This window comes from Kitasatospora sp. NPDC059827 (assembly GCF_042731675.1).
GTDB lineage: Bacteria > Actinomycetota > Actinomycetes > Streptomycetales > Streptomycetaceae > Kitasatospora.
This window is the reverse complement of the sequence record NZ_JBHWIV010000065.1, coordinates 21,529-38,112: the sequence shown is the minus strand read 5'-3', so window position 1 is coordinate 38,112 and position 16,584 is coordinate 21,529. Positions and strand designations below refer to the sequence as shown.

The 16,584-nt window shown below is 76.2% G+C and carries 15 protein-coding genes and 1 pseudogene; 10 read left to right on the top strand and 6 right to left on the bottom strand.

The annotated features are described in order from the left end of the window. Positions 1–114 precede the first annotated feature (114 nt). On the top strand, positions 115–906 hold the full coding sequence (locus ACFV8H_RS30730) for a hypothetical protein (RefSeq protein ID WP_380406547.1): 792 nt from the start codon (positions 115–117) through the stop codon (positions 904–906). Positions 907–1,034: 128 nt separating this feature from the next. On the opposite strand, the gene ACFV8H_RS30725 is transcribed toward ACFV8H_RS30730, so the two are convergent. Continuing rightward, positions 1,035–1,334 (bottom strand): ROK family protein, encoded by a 300-nt coding sequence (locus tag ACFV8H_RS30725; protein WP_380406559.1) that lies wholly within the window; start codon positions 1,332–1,334, stop codon positions 1,035–1,037. Between the two features lie 101 nt (positions 1,335–1,435). Further along, positions 1,436–2,299 (bottom strand): annotated as a pseudogene (locus ACFV8H_RS30720) (ROK family protein); the annotation flags it as partial. A gap of 161 nt (positions 2,300–2,460) precedes the next feature. On the opposite strand from ACFV8H_RS30720, the gene ACFV8H_RS30715 reads away from it, so the two are divergent. From ACFV8H_RS30715 to ACFV8H_RS30690, 6 genes are all read left to right on the top strand, one after another. Beyond that, the gene (locus tag ACFV8H_RS30715) at positions 2,461–2,625 is read left to right on the top strand and encodes a hypothetical protein (RefSeq protein WP_380406545.1); all 165 of its coding nucleotides are present in this window, start codon (positions 2,461–2,463) and stop codon (positions 2,623–2,625) included. A 33-nt stretch (positions 2,626–2,658) separates the two neighbouring features. After that, the gene (locus tag ACFV8H_RS30710) at positions 2,659–3,912 is read left to right on the top strand and encodes an AAA family ATPase (RefSeq protein WP_380406543.1); all 1,254 of its coding nucleotides are present in this window, start codon (positions 2,659–2,661) and stop codon (positions 3,910–3,912) included. Further along, a complete protein-coding gene (locus ACFV8H_RS30705) occupies positions 3,909–4,382 on the top strand; it encodes a hypothetical protein (protein ID WP_380406542.1) in 474 nt (157 codons plus the stop codon). The genes ACFV8H_RS30710 and ACFV8H_RS30705 overlap by 4 nt, the downstream gene beginning before the upstream one ends. Positions 4,383–4,539: 157 nt before the next feature. Continuing rightward, the gene (locus ACFV8H_RS30700) at positions 4,540–6,210 is read left to right on the top strand and encodes a hypothetical protein (RefSeq protein WP_380406539.1); all 1,671 of its coding nucleotides are present in this window, start codon (positions 4,540–4,542) and stop codon (positions 6,208–6,210) included. Further along, positions 6,210–9,377: a bpX6 domain-containing protein gene (locus ACFV8H_RS30695; RefSeq protein WP_380406537.1), complete on the top strand. Its 3,168-nt coding sequence runs from the start codon at positions 6,210–6,212 to the stop codon at positions 9,375–9,377. The genes ACFV8H_RS30700 and ACFV8H_RS30695 overlap by 1 nt, the downstream gene beginning before the upstream one ends. A 37-nt stretch (positions 9,378–9,414) precedes the next feature. Next, the gene (locus tag ACFV8H_RS30690) at positions 9,415–9,864 is read left to right on the top strand and encodes a hypothetical protein (protein ID WP_380406534.1); all 450 of its coding nucleotides are present in this window, start codon (positions 9,415–9,417) and stop codon (positions 9,862–9,864) included. Here the strand turns inward: ACFV8H_RS30690 and ACFV8H_RS30685 are convergent. Then, positions 9,774–10,550, bottom strand: coding sequence for a TioE family transcriptional regulator (locus ACFV8H_RS30685; protein ID WP_380406531.1), 777 nt, complete (start codon positions 10,548–10,550; stop codon positions 9,774–9,776). The two genes, ACFV8H_RS30690 and ACFV8H_RS30685, sit on opposite strands and share 91 nt — an antisense overlap. A 94-nt stretch (positions 10,551–10,644) precedes the next feature. Between ACFV8H_RS30685 and ACFV8H_RS30680 the strand changes: the two genes are divergently transcribed. Further along, positions 10,645–11,793 carry an erythromycin esterase family protein gene (locus ACFV8H_RS30680; RefSeq protein ID WP_380406528.1) on the top strand — a complete coding sequence of 383 codons (1,149 nt, stop codon included), beginning with the start codon at positions 10,645–10,647 and terminating at the stop codon, positions 11,791–11,793. A gap of 7 nt (positions 11,794–11,800) precedes the next feature. Here ACFV8H_RS30680 and ACFV8H_RS30675 read toward each other — a convergent pair whose 3' ends face one another. Then, positions 11,801–12,742, bottom strand: coding sequence for a LysR family transcriptional regulator (locus ACFV8H_RS30675; protein ID WP_380406525.1), 942 nt, complete (start codon positions 12,740–12,742; stop codon positions 11,801–11,803). Positions 12,743–12,813: 71 nt separating this feature from the next. Between ACFV8H_RS30675 and ACFV8H_RS30670 the strand changes: the two genes are divergently transcribed. After that, complete coding sequence (locus ACFV8H_RS30670) at positions 12,814–13,473, top strand: maleylpyruvate isomerase family mycothiol-dependent enzyme (RefSeq protein ID WP_380406522.1); 660 nt, start codon at positions 12,814–12,816, stop codon at positions 13,471–13,473. Between the two features lie 65 nt (positions 13,474–13,538). Here the strand turns inward: ACFV8H_RS30670 and ACFV8H_RS30665 are convergent, their stop codons facing one another. Then, positions 13,539–13,991: a peptidoglycan-binding protein gene (locus ACFV8H_RS30665; RefSeq protein ID WP_380406519.1), complete on the bottom strand. Its 453-nt coding sequence runs from the start codon at positions 13,989–13,991 to the stop codon at positions 13,539–13,541. A 210-nt stretch (positions 13,992–14,201) separates the two neighbouring features. After that, entirely contained in the window at positions 14,202–14,906 is a 705-nt protein-coding gene (locus tag ACFV8H_RS30660) for an SDR family oxidoreductase (protein ID WP_380406516.1), read from the bottom strand. A 364-nt stretch (positions 14,907–15,270) separates the two neighbouring features. On the opposite strand from ACFV8H_RS30660, the gene ACFV8H_RS30655 reads away from it, so the two are divergent. After that, positions 15,271–16,383 carry a PP2C family protein-serine/threonine phosphatase gene (locus ACFV8H_RS30655; protein ID WP_380406513.1) on the top strand — a complete coding sequence of 371 codons (1,113 nt, stop codon included), beginning with the start codon at positions 15,271–15,273 and terminating at the stop codon, positions 16,381–16,383. The last annotated feature ends 201 nt before the right edge of the window (positions 16,384–16,584 follow it).

The following is a 16,584-nucleotide window of genomic DNA, read 5'->3' as shown; positions in this document are numbered from 1 at the left end:
TCCTACTTCTCGCGCGGGCATGAGGGGGGAACGGAAGGCCGAGCAGCGGTTGGCGTCGGCACGGTAGCGTTGGTGACTATCTGTCATGTCAGTGCGAAGGAAGTGAGGTTCACCATGGCCAAGGTGCGAGTTCCGGTGACGGCGGGGGTCCTGCTCGCTCTGGCCGCCGTGGCCGGGTGTTCCAGTGAAGGTTCACCGAAGGCGGTCGGCCCGACGGAGGCGATATCCGTCGCCCCGACGGTCAAGGTGACTGTGACGGACTTCCCGACCCGGTACCCCATCCTCCCGGCCCCGACGCCCACCCTGACCGCCCCGGTCGTGGATCCGTCGATCGTCCTCGGGGGCTCCCTCAGGGCGTATCTGCCCACGGAGGAGACCGTCCCGTCGGGTTGGACCCTCAACGGCAAGTACGGCCCCAGCACCCCGTCGGACAGCGGGAAGCAGGTGCTCTCCGCCACCACGGGGTTGGGGCCCACGGCGCCGTGCAGCGTCATGAACAACCTGACGGTGCTGGACGGCTACGCGGCGTACGCGCGCCAGGACATAAGGTCCACCGACAGTGAGCACGCCGCCGTGGTGACCGTGGCCTCCTTCCGCGCCGGCGACGCGGCGAAGCAGCTGGGTCTGATCAGGGACTTCGCGGCGCGCTGCCCGTCGTTCACCGAGAAGGGCACGGGCCAGGGCCACAGCGATATCGAGATGCGCCTCGTCGCCAAGCCGGTGGCCGGGCTGGGCGACGAGGCACTGGACTTCAAGATGCTCCCGGAGGGGGGCTACCTGGGCACCGAGACGATCCTCGTCCGCATCGGCGACCGAGTGCTGGACCTCCTGGTCAACTCCGGCAAGTCAGGGGAGTTCCCTGACGCGGTGTCGCTGGCACGGGAGTTGGCCAAGCCGGTGAAGTAGCCGGCCGGTCGCCGGGGGCGGGGAGGGCGAGTTCGCACCAGGTGGTCTTGCCGATGTGGCCCTCGCCGCGCGGGTGCAGGCCCCAGGAGGTGGCGAGGGCTGCGACGAGTTCGAGGCCCCGGCCTGACTCAGGGCGAGGGCGGGGACGGGCCCGGCGCCGCAGGACGGGCCCGGCGTTGCTCCGAGATGCGGGTGAGTGTCTCCAACGGTCGAGTGAGCACCTCGGAGAACGCCAGTTCGGCGGCGCCGATCAGGACGGTGTGACCGCCGAGTTCGCTGACCCGCAGCCGCAGGTTCTCCCGCACCGCGGCAAGGGCGTTGGTGTTGATCCGGCTGCGCACCTGTGCGGCGGATCCGAGGAAGACGTCCCGGAGCGTGCCGCCGAGGATGACCAGCTCCGGATCGAAGAGGTTGGCGAGGTTCGCGATGCCGATGCCGAGCCAGTCCGCGATGCGGTGACGCGGTGCAGAGCCGCGCGCGCGGTGACGTCCCCGTGGTCGGCGGCGATGACCACCGACCGTACGGCGTCGACGCCGGTGACGCGGCCGTCCCGGCCGGCGGCTTCCAGGAGGGCGCGCTCACCGGCCTCGGCTTCCAGGCAGCCGTGGGCGCCGCAGCCGCACGGCCGTCCCTGGTACGGGTTGACGTTCATATGGCCGATCTCGCCGGCGTATCCGCGTTCGCCGCGCAGGAGTTCACCGTCGGTGATCACTCCGGCGCCGATCCCGATCTCGCCGTGCAGGTGGACGAGGTTCTGGCTGCCGCGGCCGATGCCGCGCCGATGCTCGGCGAGCGCGCCGAGATTGGCCTCGTTCGCGACGAGGACCGGGACGTCCAGGCGGAGCCGGTCGGCGAACGCACCGGCGAAGTCGACGCCCTTCCAACCCATGTTGGGAGTGAGACTGACCAGCCCGTCGGGGTGGCGGACGATGCCGCGGACCGCCACGGCGACGCCGACGCACGAACTGCCGGCTGGTGTGCGCGCCATCATCTCGTGGGCGAATCCCGCGAGGATGGCGGCCACTTGCGCGGGGTCCTGTGGGTGCCCGTCGGGCCATGGGCACTCGCGCCGGTCCAGGAACACGCCGCCGAGTCCGATGAGGGCCGCCGCCAGGCGCTCGACGCCCACGTCCACCGCCAGGACGTGCACGCGGGTGGACTCCGGCTTCACGACCAGCGAGGGCCGCCCGGCCCGGCCGGTCTCCCGCGGCAACTCCTCGCGGACCAGGCCCGCGGCCGTCAGATCGCCGACCAGACCCAGGATGGTGCTGCGGTTGAGGCCGAGCCGGGTCGCCAGGACGGCTCGCCAGGTGGGCCCGTCGAAGTGGACGTGGCGCAGCAGGGCACCCAGGTTGTGCTGGCGGACCTCTTCCTGGGAAGGACCGGCTTTCATGGCTGGCGACCCTCATCGTCGGGCTGAGCGGCGGCGGGACATGGCGTCCACGCCGGCGGCCACCAGCAGTACCGATCCCGTGACAGCGTACTCACGACCTGGCCGGAGAAGAAGCCGTCGTACCGCACCGACCCGACGGTGAACATCGAATCGCCGACCAGATGATCACCAGTGGCGTGAACGTGCTGGTCATCGGCAACCTCGACAGCGGAACCGGCAAGGCCGTCCTCGACAAGGCCAAGACCCAGGGCGTGGCCATGCCGGGGTGCGGCGTGCCGGCGGCGGATGCCGCGGGTGAACCGGCCTGGGCGGGAACCCGCTGGTGAGCGGCGTGCGGGGCGACGTAGACTCCCGTGCTCGTGACCGAGACCTCCGCCGCCGCTTCGATACCCGGCGCCTCCGACGTACCGCCCGCCACCCCGCCGGCCGCCGATGCCGGGCTCGTCGCCGCGGCGGTGTCCGCCGCCGGGCGGGGCATGGTCGGGCGGGAGACGGTGGCCGAGGTGGTGGCGCTGTGCGCCGTCGCCGGGGAGCACCTGCTGGTGGTCGGCCCGCCCGGGACGGCCAAGTCGGAGGCGGTCCGGCGGGTCGCGGCGCAGCTCGGCGGGCGGTACTTCGAGTACCTGCTCGGCCGCTTCACCGAGCCCAACGAACTGTTCGGACCGGTCGACCTGCGCCGCCTGCGGGAGGGCCGGGTCGAGTTCGAGACCGCCGGGATGCTGCCCGAGGCCGAGATCGCCTTCCTGGACGAGGTGTTCCTCGGCTCCACCGCCGTCCTGAACACCCTGCTCGGCCTGCTCAACGAGCGGGTCTTCCGGCGCGGTGGCACCGTGCTCGCCAGTCCGCTGCGGATCTGCGTCGGCGCGGCCAACCACCTGCCCGAGGACCCGGCGCTGGCCGCCTTCGCCGACCGGTTCCTCGCCCGGGTCTTCGTCGAACCCGTCGCCGACGGCCGGCTGGAGGAACTCCTGGAGGCCGGCCGCCGCCCGGCCGCGCCCGCCGTCACCGGCGAGCTGCTCGGCGCCCTCGACCGGCTGACCGCGGCCGCCCGCCACTGCGACCTCGACGCCGTCACCCCGCTGCTGGCCACCGCGCTGCGCCGACTGCGCTCGGCTGGTGTCCCGGTCAGCGACCGGCGGGCCGTGCGCTCGCAGAACCTGGTCGCCGCGGCCGCCGTCCTGGACGGGCGCACCGCCGCCTCCGCCCGTGACCTCTGGGTGCTCCCGCTGATCGCCCCCACCGCAGACACCCAGGCGCTCGCCCGCGAGGCCCTCGCCGACCTGATCGACCGGGCCGCCAACCGCAGCCTGGCGCACACCGCGGAGGAACTCTCCCGCAGCACCGCGGCCCGCGCCGAGCGCCTGCTGCGGACGGGCACCGCGCTGCTCGCCGAACACGGCGGGCTGTCGGACGGCCAGGACTCCCGGCTGCGGCTGGAGGCCGTGCTGCGCGAGATCGACGCGGGGTTCGACCCGGCGGACCTGCCGGCGCCGCTGACCGGGCTCCGGGCCGAACTGGTCGCGGCGGTCACGGCGGGCGGAGCCGGCGCTGCGGGTGCGGTGGTCACGTCGGGCGTGGCGGTCACGGCAGGTGCGGCGGTCGCACCCTCGTGACCGGTGCCCCGCTCCGCTGGGAGCGCCGTGAACCACCACTCGAACCGGTCGCCGTCCTCGCCCTCGGCGCTGCCGTCCCCGCCCTCGCGAGCGCGACGCGCTCCCGGCTGACGGCCGGGCACCGGCTCGCCGTGGCGGCCGACGGGACGGCGCTGCTGGTCCTCGGCGAGGCGCCGGACCTGCCCTGGGCCGACGGCGCCCGCTACCTGGGCGAGGACGACGGCGTGCTGGTCCCGACCACGGCCCGCCCGCAGCCCGGCGCGGCCCTGTGGCGGGTGGCGCTCGGGGCGGCGGACGGGCAGCTGTGCGTCCTCGTCCCCGGCCACGCGCTGGTCGGCGACCGGCCGACGCCCGTCCGGGACCCGGCGGACCTGGACCGCTTCGTGGAGCCGGGCAGCGTGGAGCCCGGCACCGGGGAGCCAGGAGGACAGGCCCAGCGCAGCGGCGCGGAACGGGTGTACGAGCAGTGAGGGCCTGGACGGTGGAGCCGTACGGAGTGGAGCGGAGCGCAAGCGTGAGCAGCGGGGCGACGGTCGGGGACCTGGACGGGCGGACGGCGCTGCCGGACGAACCGGCGCTCGGCCGGGTCGAGGAGCAGTGCGCGCGGCCGGCGCGGGTGCGTCGATCGTGACCGCCGCGCTCGCGCCCTGGGCCGGGACGCTGTCCGCGCTCACCCCCGAACTCGCCACCGCGCTGGGCCCCTTGCTGCGCCGCCTGGACGCCCTGATCGGCGCGCAGGAGCCCGTCGCCGGATCCGAGGGCGAGCCGGACGGCTACGGCGGCCTGGCCCGCGGCCGACGGCCGGAGCGGCTGCTGCCCGCCGAGTGGCTGCTCGCCGAGGAGTACCCGGAGGAGTTCCTGCGCCGCTGGAGCGAGGGTGAACTCCTGGAACTGGAAACCGAGTTGCGCACCCCCGAGAGCCGCGGCCAGGTGGTCGTGCTGGTGGACGCCGGACCGGCCCAGGCGGGCGCGGCGCGGCTGGTCCAGCTGGCCGCGCTGCTCGTGCTGCACCGCCGGGCGGCGGCCCGGGGCAGCGAACTGCTGGTCGGCGTCCTGGGGGACCCGCCCGGGCGGCTGATCGGCGGCGACCTCGCCGAGCTGCTGCCGCGCTGGCTCAAGGCCCGGCAGCACACCGACCCCGAACCCGAGGACGTCCGGTACGCGGAGCGGGCGCTGGACCCGGCCGCGCAGTGCTGGCTGCTCACCTCGCCCCGGCTGGCGGCCCGGCTGCCCGCCCGGCGGCGCACGGTGGCGAGCGAGGAGGCGGGCTGGAGCGCGAACGGCGCCGCCGGAGTGACGGTCCGGGTGGACGGCGGGTCGGCCGTCGAGCTGCCGCTGCCCCCGGCGCGGGTCGCCGTCCGGGCCCTGCGTGGCCGCGGCTTCCGGGCCACCGCCCAGCTCGACGCCCAGCTGCCCGCCGTCGGCGGGGCGCTGCCCGCGTTCACCACCGGCGCGGCCACCCTGCTGGCCCGGGGCCGGCACAGCGATGTGCTGATCGCCCTGGGGCTGTCGGGCACCGGAGCCCCCGACGGTGCCACGCGCCCGCGCCGCCACGAGCTGTTCGGCCCGGTGATCGCGGCCGCGCGCACCAGTGGGCGGCTGCTGGTGCTGTGCGTGCGCAACGACCGGCTGGAACTCCACGTCAGCGGACGGGCGTTGAGCGACTCCGACGGCTACCGGATCAAGTCGGCGGCCGTCGGTCTGCCGGAGATCGGCTCCCCGGAGTTCGCCGAGCTGATGGCCCGGCCGGTGCTGCCGCTGCTGCGCGAGGGCGACGCCCTGGTGCTGCCGGTGGCCGGCCGCTGGCGCCGGATCGAGCGCGGCGGGCGGGTGTCGGAGGTCGGACCGGTCGTCTCCACCGCGGGCGGCCACCCGTTCCGGTTCGCGCGGGAGCCCCGGCTGTCGCCCGTCCGGCTGCCCGCCGACGCGGCCGGGGCGCCGCACCTGGTGCACGGCGGCGGCTCCGTCGGCTGGTCGGCGGACGGGCGGACCTGGGAGGTCCGCCCGGGCCGGGGTGAGCAGCGCCGGATCCTCCTCGGGGAGGGGGAGAGCGAGGTGATCGGACTGGTCGAGGACGGCTTCGAACCCGTCCTGATCACCTGCACCCGGGCCGCGGGGCTGGTCCGCGCCGTCCGGGCCGACGCGGTCCGCACGCTCACCGCGCTCTCCGGCGGTACGACCGCCCCCGCCGTCCACCCCCGATTGCCGCTGATCGCCGCCGAACCCCGCCCGGGCCGGGTGGTGGTGGCGAACGCGACCGACGGGCGCACCCATGCCGTGATCAGGAGCACCGACTGATGAGCAGTTCCACGACCGGCGGCCGGGTGGCGAGCAGCGCCGCGACCGGCGGCTCCGCGACGGGCGGCCCCGCGATGGGCAGCGCCGCGACGGGCGGCCCGGTCGTCGACGCGGCCGGGTTCCTCCTCGACGTGCCGCTGATCGGCGTCGCCGAGGCGGCCGAACGCGTCCTCGCGCACTGGCGGTCCGGCGCCCGGCTGAGTGAACTGCCGGACGGGCGCTGGCTGTTGCAGCTGCCCGAGTCGGTGCGGACCCGCACCGACCGGGCGCCCGGCGCGCCGCTGCACGCCGTCGGCGGGGCACTGGCGACGAGCCCGGGGCAGACCGGCCGGTCCGGTGAACTGGTGCTCGCCAGAGGCGATCTGACGGAGCGTCAGGTGCTGGCCGAGCTGCCGGACGTGGACCCCTCGGACTGGCTGGACCTGGGCGGGCTCACCCTCCACCGACTGGGCCCGGTCGGCAGCCCCGTCGAGGCCGAACCGGTCGGGACGGACCTGCCGCGCCCGGCCGCCGTGGACCTGCGCGCCGCGGCCGGCGTCCCCGGGCGCAGCCGACGGGCGGGGCGGCTGCTGGCCGGGCCGCGTCCGGGTGCCGCGAAGGCGCGCCGGATCTCCGGGATCGTGACCGGCCTGGTGCTCGCGCTGGGCCTGTCCTTCCTGGCCTCGGTCGTGGCGACGGGGGTGCCCAAGGGGCCCGTGATCGTCCTTCCGGTGACGATCGGCGCGATCGCCGGACTGACGTACCGCCGCCGCTCCCGGGCCCGTCCGGCCGGGAGCACCGGTCGGTCCGGGCGGCCCGGCCGGCCCGGCCGGCCCGGCACCCGTGCCGCGGCGACGCGCGGCGCCGTCGACGGACGGGCGTGGTGGGCGTCCGTCGTACCGTTCGCGCTGTGCCTGCTGCTCGGCGTCCTCGCCCTGGTGGCCGGCAGCCTCGGCGGCGGGCTCCTGCTGACGCTCCTCGGGGCACTCGGCAGCGCCCTGCTGGTGCTGCCGAGGATCCCGGCCTTCGCCGAACGCGTCCGCACCGCCCAGGGGGCGGCGGCGAAGAGCACCGGAGGCGGCGGTGCGGCCGGAACGGCCCCGGCCGCCCCCGCCCGGCGGCGTCCGCCCCGGCGCCCGGGCAGCCAGTGGCTGGCCCGGCTCGCCCTGCGCAGCCCCGCCGGGGCGCTCTTCCGGGAGCGCCACGCCCGCTACCTGCACCAGCTCTCCCGGTCCTTCCGGCAGCGCCGGTGGGAGGACGCCCTGCGCGACGCGATCCAGCTCTCCGGCGGCGCCGACGCGGGCCCGGAGCGGGGTCTGCTGACCCTGCGCCTGCCCGACCGCTTCACGGGCGCCCTGCGGCCCAGCCCCCGGGAGCGCGGCGGGGCGTCGATGGCGTCGCCGCTCAGCGGGCCGACCGTCCACGAGTACCTGACCGGCCTCTACCGGGACGCCGCCGAGGCCCTGGAGCGGGACGGGCGGATCGACGAGGCCGCGTACGTGCTCGCCGACCTGATGGCCGCGCCCGCCGAGGCCGTCGCCCTGCTGGACCGGCACGGCCGCACCGCCCAGGCCGCCGAACTCGCCGAAGGGCGCGGCCTGGCCGCGGAACTGGTGGTCCGGCTGCACTGGCGGGCCGGGAACCGGGACCGGGCCGTGCGGATCGCCCACCGGCGCGGCGCCTTCGCCACCGCCGTCGAACGGCTCACCGCCACCGACCCGGCGGCCGCCCGGGACCTGCGCGCCGCGTGGGTGGACCACCGCCGCCGGGCCGGGGACCGGCTGGGCGCGGTCGAGGCGGCCTGGCCGGACGAGACCTTGCGCCCGGGTGTGCTGCCGGACCTCCGGGAGGCCGCCGAGCTCGGCGGCGCGGCCCGCGGCCGGGCGCTGGTCCACCTGCTCGCGCTCGGCGAGGACGTCGCGGAGCCGGTCCGCGCCGCGCTCACCGCGGCCGGGCCGAGCATCGCCGGGCCGAGCGGCGCTGGGTCGCAGGTCACGACGCCGGACACCGCCGCGCCGCGCACCGAGCGCGCGGCCGCCGTCGCCGCCCTCGCCGAGCTGCGCTGCGCCGACCCGGCCCTCGACCGCGAGCTCGCCACCCTCGCCGTACGCTCCCTGGTGCGCACCGGCGGACTGTCCGGCCAAGCCGCCGTACGCTCCGAAAGCACCGTCCACAACCGGCTGTTGAAGCGCGCCGACCCGTTGGCCGCCGCCGACCTGCCGAAGCCCCGGCGGACCGGACCCGGCCGCGGCGGGGCGCTCGCCGTCACCGCCGCCGACCGCCCCGGCACCCTGCCCGTCCTGGACGCGGCCCGGCTGGACTCCGGCCTGGTGCTGGTGGCCTGCGGCCAGGCCGGCGTACGGCTGCTCGGCCCGGACGGCCGGACCCGCGCCCGCTGGGACGTGCCCGCCGAGCAGCTGGTGGTCGCCGACCACGGCGGCACCGCGCTGCTGGTCGCCCGCTACGGGGCGGTCCGCGAACTGTTCCGGCTCGACCTCGCCACCCGCCGGGTCGAGCGGTGGACGGCCCTGCGGGTGCGCGCGATCGTCCCCTCCTACGACGGCCGCCACCTGCTCACCGTCGGCCAGGACGGCATCGCCCTGCTCGACACCGACGCCGCCCGCCCGACCGTCGTCCACCGCGAACTCGGCAACGACCAGCAGGCGGTGGGCCGGATCGCCCGCACCCCCGCGAGCTGCGCCGTGGTCGTCCACACCCGGGCCGGCGGCCACACCGCCGAACTGACCGAACTGTGGCGCTGGGACCAGCCCGGCTGGGAGCTGCGCGCCCGCACGGCGGTCGACCCGGACGACACCGACGACCGGGTGGCGCTCGCCGACGGACGGCTGCTGACCGCCCGGCCGGGCGAAGCCTCCGGGACGACGGTGCTCAGCTGGACCGGCCGGGGGAGCGCCGAGCGGACCGTCACCGGCCCCCCGGTGGCGCTCGGCGCCGACGGCGCCCACTGGGCGTTCACCGAGCGTTCCGAGGACGGCCTGCGGGCCACCGTCGGGGGCACCTCCGGGACCGCCTTCACCGCCCTGCTGCCCGGGACGACGCCCGACCCCACGCTCCGGCTGCGCGCCCACGCCGGGGCGGTGACCTGCTGGCACCGCGGCGGGCGGGTGTTCGCGGTGCGCGCGGACGGCACGGAGCTGCTGGCCAACCTGCGGGTCACGGCCGGCTGACGGTGATTGTTCGGATGGAGTTCGAGGAGGTGGGCCGGTGTCCTGGCCGGTGGTGATCGTTCTCGTCCCGGCGGAGCGGCGTCCGGAGCTGGAGTCGCGCTTCCGCGCGCTCGGCCCGTTCTGGCACTGGCCGACGCCGCAGGACGACCAGGTGCAATGGGGAGGCAGCGCGTACTCCCTCGACCTGTCGGGGGAGGTCCTGCGCGACTTCGAGCCGGAGCACCTGGACGAGGTCACGGCCCGGATCGGGGAGCCGTACGCCGTCCGCGTGGCGAGCGAGTCGATGGACGCGGCCCGGGCCCTGCTGCGGCACGTCCTGCCCGGCCTCGCCGCGATCGTCGACACCGACCACTGGGAGCTCATCCCCTCCGACGACTTCCTCGGCCTGCTCGCCCGTCACCCCGGGTGGGACTGGCGCCGCGTCCCGAGCGCGGAACTGCCCGGCGAGCCGGGGCCGTCGGGCGTGCCCGGGGCCGGGGACAGGTAGGCGTCCAGCCGGGCCGCGGCGGTGAGCATCGCCCGGCCCCGGGTGGTGAGGCGCTGCTGCCAGTCGTCCAGGGCCGCGGCCAGGGAGTCGGTGCCGCCCGCCGTGCGGACCTGCCGCACGACGGTGGTGATGTGGGCCAGCGGGTGGCCGCCGCGGCGCAGCAGGTGGGTCAGTTCGGCGTCGCGGACGTCCTCGGGGCGGTAGGAGCGGTGTCCGCCGGGGCGGTCGCGGGCCGGGGTGAGGATGCCGGCCGTCTCCCAGGTGCGCAGGGTGGCGGGGGTGAGGCCGAGCCGGTGGGCGAGTTCGCCGATGCTGAGCGGGCCGGGGAGGGAGCGGCCGGTCCCGGCCCGCTCGGTGGTCCGCCCCGAGGTGAGGTGGTCGACCGCCCGGCGGACGGTGGCGAGGGTCTCCCGGTCGCGGAGCAGCTGGGCGTGGCCCCGGTCGACCGCCGTCAGGGCCTCGTCCGGGCGGTCGGCGTTGACGGCGGACATCACCAGGGCCGCCGTCGCGTGCCCGAAGGCCGTGACGAGGGCGAGGAAGGCCCGCAGCGCGGCGGCGTGGCGCTCGGTGTAGATCCGGTAGCCGGTGGGGGTGCGCTCGGCGGGCGGAAGGAAGCCGTCGCGCTCGTAGTTGCGTACGGCCTGGGTCGAGAGGCCGTGCTCGCGGGCGAGGTCGGCAGGGCGCACGGCGGTGACCTCCTGGTTTGAGACTTCTCATCGATAATGCCGGGCTGAGACGCGGAAAGTCTCAACCGAGCTTTCAAGGATACGCTTGAGGTTCATGAGCCAGGACATCGGAGACTTCCGCACCCCTTCCTGCGAACTGCTGGCGCTCGGCGAGCCGACGCACCAGGAACCGGCCTTCGGGCTGGTCCGCAACCGGCTGTTCGCCCAACTCGTAGCCCAGGGCTTCCGCTCGATCGCCCTGGAGACCGACCGGGTGGCCGCACTGGCGGTGGACGACCACGTCCGGCACGGCGTGGGCACCCTCGACGCGGTGCTCGCCGAAGGCTTCACCCACGGCTTCGGCGCCCACCGGGCGAACCGCGAACTCGTCGCCTGGATGCGCGAGTTCAACCGTGACCGGGAGGCCGGGGAGCAAGTGGCGTGCCACGGCTTCGACCTCCCCACCGAGAACACCACGGCGCCCAGCCCGCGCCGCTACCTCGAACACGCCCGTGACTTCCTCCGGCTCGACCTGGACGTCGCCGCGCTGACGGGGGAGGACGAGCGCTGGGAGCGCGAGGAGGCGATCCTCGACGCCGCCGCGTCACCCGGAGCCACCCCCGAGGCCGAACGACTGCGCCGTACCGCCGACGACCTGCTCAACCAACTCTACGTACGCGCACCGGACTTGATAGCCGCGACCTCGCACGCCGAGTGGTTCCGGGCCGGTGTCCGGCTGCGGGCCGGGATCGGACTGCTGCGCTACCACGCCCAGGCGGCCGTCCAGGGCCTGGGGGCGAGTGCCCGGATCTCCGGCCTGATCAGGATGCGCGACGCCCTGATGGCGCAGAACCTGCTCGACATCCGCGCCGTCGAGGCCCGGCGCGGGCCGACCCTGGTGTTCGCCCACAACCGGCACCTCCAGTGCAACCCCAGCGCCTGGTCCCAGGGGGAGCTGGACTGCGGCTGGAACGGCGCCGGCCACATCGTCGGCTCGCTGCTGGGGGAGCGCTACGCCTTCATCGCCGGGAGCCTGGGGCGCAGCGCCGCGCTCGGGCTCGGCGAGCCGCCGGCCGGGACGTACGAGGAGCGGCTCCCGTCCGGCCCCGGGGGCTGGCGGTTGACCGTCCCGCCGGTCCCGGGCACGGCCCGCACCCGCACCGACACCACCCCGCGCCAGGGCTACTTCCCGCTCGACCCGGAGACCCTCGACGGCGCCGCGGCGCTGCTGCACATCGCCGACGGCGCGGCGGCCGCCGGGTAACGGCTCCTCACGGCCCCGGGTAGGCCGCCCGCAGATGGGCGAGCAGGGCGGCGGTCGGCGGCGCCGGGGGCCGCTCGCTCGGCCAGGCCAGCGCGACCCGCACCCGGGGGACGGGATCGGCCAGCCGCCGGACGGCCACGCCGGCGGCCGGCTCCCGGTCCGGCAGCACCGCCACGCCCAGTCCGTGCGCGGCGAGTTCGGCCAGCTGTGGCGGCGCGGCGGCCTCGACCGCCACGGTCGAGGCCGCGCCCGCCTCCGCGAGGGCGCGCTCCAGCGCCGTCCGCAGACCGGTGCCGGGCGGTGTGCTCACCAGGGCGTGCCCGGCGAGCGCGGCGACGGGCAGCGGGCCGTCGCCGCGGGCGAGCGGGTGGTCCGCCGGGCAGAGCGCGACCAGCGGGACCTCCAGCACGGGGTGCAGGGCGAGTCCGGCCAGTGCCGTCCAGCCGTCGTCGTCCGCCCGCCCGCTCGCGACGGCGGGCAGGCCGATCACGGCGAGGTCGAGCCGCCCCTCGCACAGGGCGCCGAGCATCCCGGCGGTGGTGTCCTCGGCGAGCGCGAAGTCGATGCCGGGGTGTTCCTGGCGGAAGGCGGCGAGCGTGGTGGCGAGCCCCGGGAGGGCGCCCAGGGCGGGTGGCGGGGCGAGCGCCGCGCCCGCGACCATGCCGAGCCGTACCCGCCCGCACCGCAGGCCGTCGAACTCCTGCGCCGTCCGCCGGGCGGCCGCTGCGGCGGCGAGCGCGGCCCGGGCGTGCGGCAGCACCGCCTCGCCGACCCTGGTCAGCCGCACCGTGCGGCCCGAGCGGTCCAGCAGCCGGTGGCCCAACTCCCGTTCCAGCTGCCGGATCTGGGCGCTCACTCCGGGCTGGCTCAGGTGTAGCAGCTCGGCGGCGCGGGTGAAGCTGCCGTGCCGGGCGACGGTGACGAAGTACTGGAGCTGCCGGAGTTCCATAACCGATGATCATAGGTGGCAGAACGATCCGGTCTTGGACGGGCGGACGACTCCCGTCGCAGGCTGGGGACATGAACAGCGCGCAGCAGGACCACGGCGTCGAATGGATCCGCGAGCAGGTCGCGGGGGAGCGGCGCGACCTCGCCGAGGTGTTGGCGGGCCTCACCCCGCGGCAGTGGAACGCGCCCTCGCTGTGCGGGGGTTGGCGGGTCCGCGAGGTGGCCGCCCACATGGGCACCGGCTTCCGGTACTCCACCGCCCGGACCCTCGGGGAACTCCTCCGCTCGGGCGGGAACGTCCACCGGATGGCCGACCGGATCGCCCGCCGCGACGCCGCCGCCCTCACCACGGACCGGCTGGCCGCCGCCCTGTCCGAGCACGCCGGGCACCCCTGGCGGCCCCCGGTCGGCGGCCGGATCGCCGCCCTCGCCCACGACGCGGTGCACGGCCTGGACATCACCGTCGCCCTCGGCCTGCCGCCGCGCCTGCCCCTGCACCGCGGCACCGCCCTGCTGGGCGGGGTCTCGCCCCGCAGCCTGCGCTTCTTCGGCGCCCGGCTGGAGGGGGTACGGCTGCGCGCGACGGACGCGGACTGGTCGTACGGCCCCGGTCCGCTGCCGGTGGAGGGGCGGGCGGAGCACCTGCTCCTGGTGGCGTACGGGCGGCGGCTCCCGGCGGGCCTGCTGACCGGAGCGGGCGCGGAGCGCTTCACGGACCGGGCCGACCGGTGACACCGGCCGGCCCGGCCCCGTGCCGGGTGGCGCCCGGGTGTGGCGCCTGGGTGTGGTGCCCGGGATCAGAGCGAGTCGCAGTACCGCGCGAACGCGGCCTGGGTCCCGGCGCCGGCGTCGCCGTCGATGGCGCCGCTGTAGCCCCAGTTGCTCTTCAACCAGCGTTGCAGCGCCTCCACCGTGTGGGTCCCGACGATGCCGTCGATGGCGTCGGTGTAGCCCCAGTCGGCGCGCAGGAACCGCTGCATGGCCTGCCAGCTGCCGGTGCCGAGCTGGCCGTCGATCGCGCCGGTGTAACCCCAGTACTGCTTGAGCGGGGCCTGGAGCTTGGCGGCCTGCGAGGTGCTCAGCCCGAGGTTGACCACCGCCGCCAGCCCGGCGGGCCCGGATTCCGCCGCCTGCTGGACGCCGGTCGGCGTCGCCGCGACGGCGGTACCGGCACCGGCCAGGCCGCCGACGGCGATGCAGGCCACGGCCGTGGCACCGACGACCGCCTTCACCAGAACGTTCGAGCGCATGTGCAGCCCCCTTCGGGACACCCGTGGGACGGGTGACTTGTCTGGACACCGTCACTCTGGCACGGGTGCCGCCGCCCACGAACCGATCCGGGCCGGATGGCCGGTACTGCGCCCACACTGGCCGACCGGCGGAGCTTCGAACCCGAACCTCCGCCTCCACCGGCGGGCCGGGCCGGCCCACCGGGTGGCAGCCCCGGGCCGGGCGAGCCCTCAGACGGACTGTCCGACCGGCCGGATCACGACGGTGTTCACGTCGACGCCGGCCGGCTGGCGCACCGCCCACACGATGGAGTCGGCGATCTGGTCCGCGGTCAGGTTGAGGCCCTGGGGGGCGCCGCCCGCGCCCTCCCAGAAGTTGGTCTCCACCCGGCCGGGGGCGACCAGGGTGACGCCGATCCCGTCGGCGGTGACCAGCCGGCGGGTGTTCTCGGCGAGGCCGGTCACCGCCCACTTGGTGGCGCCGTAGATGTTGCCGGGGGTGTGGACCAGGCCGGCGACGCTGCCGATCAGCACGATCCGGCCCTTGGACTCCTTCAACGCGGCCAGCGAGGACCGGATGAGCAGGGCCGGGCCGAGCACGTTGGTGAGGACCATGTCGCGCCAGCCGGCCGGGTCGCCGTCGGCGAGCGAGTCGTGGGTGGCGTAACCGGCGTTGGCGACGACGGTGTCCAGCCGGCCGAAGGTCCGGACGGTGGCCTGGACGGCGGCCTCGACGGCCTCGTGGTCGGCGGCGTCGGCGGCGATGGTGAGCAGGGTGTCCGGCTTCGCGGCCGCCTCCTCCGCGAAGCGGGCGAGCCGGGCGCCGTCGCGGCCGGTGACGGCCACCCGGTGGCCCTCGGCGAGCAGCCGGCGGGCGGTGGCGGCGCCGATGCCGCTCGAACCGCCGGTGATGAGGGTGACGGGGGAGTCGGTCATGGGGTGGTGCTCCTTGTTCCTCGATGGGGAGCGGTGGCCACTGTCCCTGTCTCCTCATGGACCGGAAGCTGATCGTGCCGCGTCAAACAACGTATTGATCGTTTGTCGTGCCGGGCAAGATCCCGCCGGGGTTCTGGCCGAAAACCTTCGGGTCTGACGCCTTGTCGGCTTCGATCCGCCGGTGGCGGGGCCCGAGGATCTTGCTTTCCGTGCCCGGCCCCGGCCGGCGGGCCGTCGTCGGCCGGGGCCGGTGGACCTTCCCGTCAGCTCGCGCGCCCCGCCGCCCTCCGTGCCTACGATCGGAGGAGCCTCCCGCTCGCCGGACGAGCGCAGGGGTGCAGGCGAGACGGAAGCCAGGTAGCCGATGGCCCCGAGGTCCGTGCAGTGGCCGCCGTACGTGCGGCTGGCGCCGTGGTTGCTGATCGTCGGCGGGCTGGTGTGGGACGCGCTGGACCCGGCCGACTACTGGGGCGATCCGATGCTGGCGGCGGCGGCCGTGCTGGCCGGGGCGCTGCTGCCGCTGCGGGACGTCGTCGCGGTGGCGCTGGCGAACGTGGTCGGGATCCTGGTGCTCTCCGTGCGGGACGGCTCGATCGGGACCGGGAACGGCTACCTGGAGCTGGCCAACACCGCCTTCGCCGCACTGCTGGGGATCGGGGTGAACCGGGTGGTGGCCCGGCACGGGCGCCGGCTGGAGCGGGTGCGGTCGGTGGCGGAGGCCGCGCAGCGGGCGGTGCTGCCGGAGCCGCCGGGGCGGGTGGCGGGGCTGGAGGTCGCGGCCTGCTACCGGGCGGCCCAGGACGAGGCGCTGATCGGCGGGGACGCGTACGCGCTGCAGGCCACTCCGTACGGGGTGCGGGTGCTGATCGCGGACGTCCGGGGCAAGGGGCTGCACGCGGTGGGGGCGGTGTCGGTGCTGCTGGGGGCGTTCCGGGAGCTCGCGCACCGGGAGCCGGACCTCGCCGGGCTCGCGGCGGCCCTGGAGCGCACGCTGGCCCGGGAGAGCGCCGGGTTGGGCGAGGAGCTGCGCCTGGAGGGGTTCATCACCGCGCTGCTGGTGGAGTTCCCGCCGGGGGAGGCGGTCGCCCGGACCGTGGACTGCGGCCACCCCGGGCCGTACCTGCTGGGCGGCGGCGGGGCGGGGGTGAGCCGGTGGGACGCGGCCGATCCGGGGCTGCCGCTCGGGATGGGCGCACTGGGCGCGGACGGCCCGGAGGTGGAGACCAGGCCCTTCCCGCCGGGGAGCACGCTGCTGCTGGTGACCGACGGGGTCACCGAGGCGCGGGACGCGGCGGGGGAGTTCTACGACCCGGTACGCGGGCTGGCACCGCTCGGGCCCTTCGCGGGGGCGGAGCAGGCGGTGGCGGCGCTGGTGGCGGACGTGGCGCGGTGGACGGGCGGACCGCGGGACGACGACATGGCGGTGCTGGCGGTCACCCGGCTCCGGCGGGCGGACCCGGCGGACCCGACCGGATGACGGGGCCGGGCACGGCTCCGGACGGTTACGCCGATATCACGGTGAGGTTACGGAAGCTGCCTACTCCACGGATTCCGGCCAACTTGAGGGGTGTTGGCCGGTGGCCGGAAAGCGGGTGTCCGGATATCGGACGAGGAAATGGACGCCCTGGTCGGGGGCCGTCCGAGTCGGCCCGGAGGGCGGTGCAGGCCTTGGCGGGCA

Bases quoted from the DNA above. Each gene is read 5' to 3' on its own strand.
- ACFV8H_RS30730 (WP_380406547.1), top strand. From the start codon at position 115: ATGGCCAAGGTGCGAGTTCCGGTGACGGCGGGGGTCCTGCTCGCTCTG.
- ACFV8H_RS30715 (WP_380406545.1), top strand. From the start codon at position 2,461: ATGATCACCAGTGGCGTGAACGTGCTGGTCATCGGCAACCTCGACAGC.
- ACFV8H_RS30695 (WP_380406537.1), top strand. From the start codon at position 6,210: ATGAGCAGTTCCACGACCGGCGGCCGGGTGGCGAGCAGCGCCGCGACC.
- ACFV8H_RS30680 (WP_380406528.1), top strand. From the start codon at position 10,645: ATGAGCCAGGACATCGGAGACTTCCGCACCCCTTCCTGCGAACTGCTG.
- ACFV8H_RS30675 (WP_380406525.1), bottom strand. From the start codon at position 12,742: ATGGAACTCCGGCAGCTCCAGTACTTCGTCACCGTCGCCCGGCACGGC.
- ACFV8H_RS30670 (WP_380406522.1), top strand. From the start codon at position 12,814: ATGAACAGCGCGCAGCAGGACCACGGCGTCGAATGGATCCGCGAGCAG.
- ACFV8H_RS30665 (WP_380406519.1), bottom strand. From the start codon at position 13,991: ATGCGCTCGAACGTTCTGGTGAAGGCGGTCGTCGGTGCCACGGCCGTG.
- ACFV8H_RS30660 (WP_380406516.1), bottom strand. From the start codon at position 14,906: ATGACCGACTCCCCCGTCACCCTCATCACCGGCGGTTCGAGCGGCATC.
- ACFV8H_RS30655 (WP_380406513.1), top strand. From the start codon at position 15,271: ATGGCCCCGAGGTCCGTGCAGTGGCCGCCGTACGTGCGGCTGGCGCCG.